General features: G+C 59.1%; 3 protein-coding genes and 2 pseudogenes. 4 read left to right on the top strand and 1 reads right to left on the bottom strand.

Annotated elements, in window-relative coordinates:
- The 3 genes and pseudogenes from EXE41_RS19480 to EXE41_RS18385 all read left to right on the top strand — a co-directional run.
- A pseudogene (locus EXE41_RS19480) lies at positions 1–185 on the top strand (hypothetical protein); the annotation flags it as partial.
- Between the two features lie 122 nt (positions 186–307).
- The gene (locus EXE41_RS18380; RefSeq protein WP_137691764.1) at positions 308–859 is read left to right on the top strand and encodes a hypothetical protein; all 552 of its coding nucleotides are present in this window, start codon (positions 308–310) and stop codon (positions 857–859) included.
- 16 nt (positions 860–875) lie between these two features.
- A complete protein-coding gene (locus EXE41_RS18385; protein WP_137691765.1) occupies positions 876–1364 on the top strand; it encodes a hypothetical protein in 489 nt (162 codons plus the stop codon).
- Here EXE41_RS18385 and EXE41_RS18390 read toward each other — a convergent pair.
- Positions 1361–1636, bottom strand: a pseudogene (locus tag EXE41_RS18390) (transcription initiation factor IIB family protein); the annotation flags it as partial. The gene EXE41_RS18385 and the pseudogene EXE41_RS18390 sit on opposite strands and share 4 nt — an antisense overlap.
- Positions 1637–1987: 351 nt before the next feature.
- Between EXE41_RS18390 and EXE41_RS18400 the strand changes: the two are divergent.
- The coding region (locus EXE41_RS18400; protein WP_137691767.1) for a CNNM domain-containing protein at positions 1988–2725 on the top strand (738 nt) is incomplete at its 3' end.

The following is a 2725-nucleotide window of genomic DNA, read 5'->3' on the forward strand; positions in this document are numbered from 1 at the left end:
ATAACTCCGAGCTCGATCAACTGCCGAAACATCCCACCAAACACTGGCTGAGCAGAAGGCATATTGCCAGATTAGAACTGTCTGAGTGTGATTATACGGGCTTTCCGCGTTTCTACATAAGAGCGAGAGTACCCTTCGTACTCGTCGATCCTGTCGGTACAGAGGCGGGCGAGGTTGGCTCATAATTTCTGTCGGTTTCGTATTTCAACGTCCCGACCCCCTCTTTCGCAATATCCTCTTGATTATACGAGAGGGAACAAATATATATGAGAGCTCATCCCCAACACTGTCGTAAGAGGTGCCAAGCATGTCTGAATCCTCGCGAGATGGGGTCCAGTCGTGGAGTGAGTCGATGAGTGCCCGTGACCGTATTCGAGCGGTCGCCGAGACGCTTCGTGAACCGCGGTCGGTCAACTGGATCAGCGAACAGGCTGATGCCGCCTGGAGCACGACCAACGAGGAACTTCAGGATCTCGTCGACCAGGGCCAACTGCGCTGCGTTGAGGCCGGCGAAACCACGCGCTACCAGCCGGACTACACGCGACTGCTCTTCGAGGAGATCCGCACGCTCATCGAAGAAAACACGCGCGAGGAGCTGCGGAGCGAATTGGCCGCGATCACCGAGGAGATCGAGGAGTGGCAGGCGACCTACGACGTCGAGACGTGGGAGGAGCTCGAACAGTCGCTCGCCGACGGTGACCTCGCAAGTGCCGATCTTCGCGAGCGCCGCGACGTCATCGCGTTCTGGCGCGAGAACGAGGAGGATCGCCGCCTCATCAAACACGCACTGGAACTCTACTCTGACGTCGAAGCCGCCCGTGAACAGATGACCGACGTGGCCGACCGCGCCACGAGTTAATCCTTTCTCTCCCAGAATGATCTTTCTCGCCGGTCGCGACCGCTATACACAGCGGACTCTCCTCCGCGACGTTCACGACCGATTGACGAATCAAGCTGGGTGTGTGGATGTGCGCTATCGACCGTCTCGACGCCGTACCCGGTACGTTATCGCGGATGTCGATCCGACGACTTTCCTGAGTAACTCCTACGATGCGACGACCGCACGACTCGAGGTTCGCTTCTGGTACCCCGCCGGCGTCGACCAGGAATACTACCGCATCAACTGGGTCGAACCGGACCGGAATCTGATGCTCGGCTTCCACCAAGACGCCGATCATCCGGACCTTGGCCCCTGTCACATCCAACTCAGTCACGAAGACACGCCGGTTGATCGACATCGCGCATCGTTTCTCGATGCGCACCCGCTCGCTGTCCTCGATGACCGACTCCAACAGTTCCCGGCGGCGGTAGAAGCGATTCGCTGGGAGAACGAGACGCCGTCGCTTCCTACTTGGCCTGTCTAGACCGCGAGTTGATCGAGCGTTTCGTGATGCGTCCGGACAGTCGTTGGCGTGACGTTCCCGACCTCTGCGACGTCGCTTTGCGTCACCCACTTTCCCTGTTCCTGTCACGCTTTGTAGAGGCAGGCCGCTGCGAACCCAGCCGGATGGACGCCCTTCGTGACGCCCCGCTCCTCGGTCTGTTCCGCGAGCGCCCGAGCCCGCTGTCGGATCTCGCCCGGACACTCGAGGTCCGAGGCGAGTCGCGGCACGAACATGCTGGGGGAGACGGGCTCGACGAGCACCTCCGCGAGCTGGGAGACGTGGTCGGTGTCGCCGTCCTCCAAGATCGACACACATGCGACGCTACGGCGGTGGCGCGTCGACAGGACCACAGTCGGAACAGTCCGCTTCACCGGTGACGGGTGTACACTGTCACAGGCCGGTGCCTCACTATTGTCTGAGCAGATGGTTGGTGTCTCCGTCTCGTCGTTGTAATCACCAACTTCGAGCGGGGAGACGACCCTGGCTGCGAGAAGCTCAAGCTATGAGATGGTTTCTATGACAGGCTCTCGTATGGGTACAACTCAAGGAATCCATACTCCGTTACCACGGGTTACTTTTCTGCTCACGCATTAGGTGGTCGCATGTGGATATCTCTCCTCACAGTACTGTCCAGTGGTGGCCTCCTCCAGTACACCGTGCCAGTCGTCGGCGCCGAACTGAGCCAAACGGCAGTCACCACGGTCGGTATCGGCTTGATTCTGCTTCTCTTGGTAGGGTCGGGATTCTTCTCGTCGTCGGAGATTGCGCTGTTCTCCTTGCCGTCCCATCAGGTAGATGCGATGGTTGAGCAAGGCCTGCGTGGCGCACGGGCAGTCAAATCTCTCAAGGAGGATCCCCACCGCCTTCTCGTAACAATTCTCGTGGGGAACAATATGGTCAACATCACGATGTCCTCAATCTCGACGACTATCGTTGGCTTCTATTTTGACGCGGGCACGGCAGTTATCGTCTCGTCGCTCGGCATCACGTCGGTGGTGTTAATATTCGGCGAGAGCGCACCCAAATCCTACGCCGTAGAGAACACTGAACTACACGCACGGCGTGTCGCCCGGGGGCTAAAGATCGTCGAGAAGCCACTGTGGCCGCTTATCACCGTATTCCACTACCTGACGGGCGTCGTGAACAGACTTACCGGCGGCAGCCCGTCCATCGAGTCGACCTACGTCAGCCGAGACGAGATTCGAAATATGATTCAAACGGGCGAGCGTGAGGGGGTCCTCGACGAGGAGGAACACCAGCGGCTCCAACGCGCCCTTCGATTCACCGATGCCACTGCCAAGGAGGTGATGACCCCCCGCCTCGATGTGGCGGCTATCTCC

Origin of the sequence: Halorubrum sp. SD690R (assembly GCF_005435035.1) — an archaeon.
In the GTDB taxonomy this organism is placed as follows: Archaea; Halobacteriota; Halobacteria; order Halobacteriales; family Haloferacaceae; genus Halorubrum; species Halorubrum ezzemoulense.

Coding starts and splice junctions, on each gene's coding strand:
- EXE41_RS18380 (WP_137691764.1), top strand. CDS start 308: ATGTCTGAATCCTCGCGAGATGGGGTCCAGTCGTGGAGTGAGTCGATG.
- EXE41_RS18385 (WP_137691765.1), top strand. CDS start 876: ATGATCTTTCTCGCCGGTCGCGACCGCTATACACAGCGGACTCTCCTC.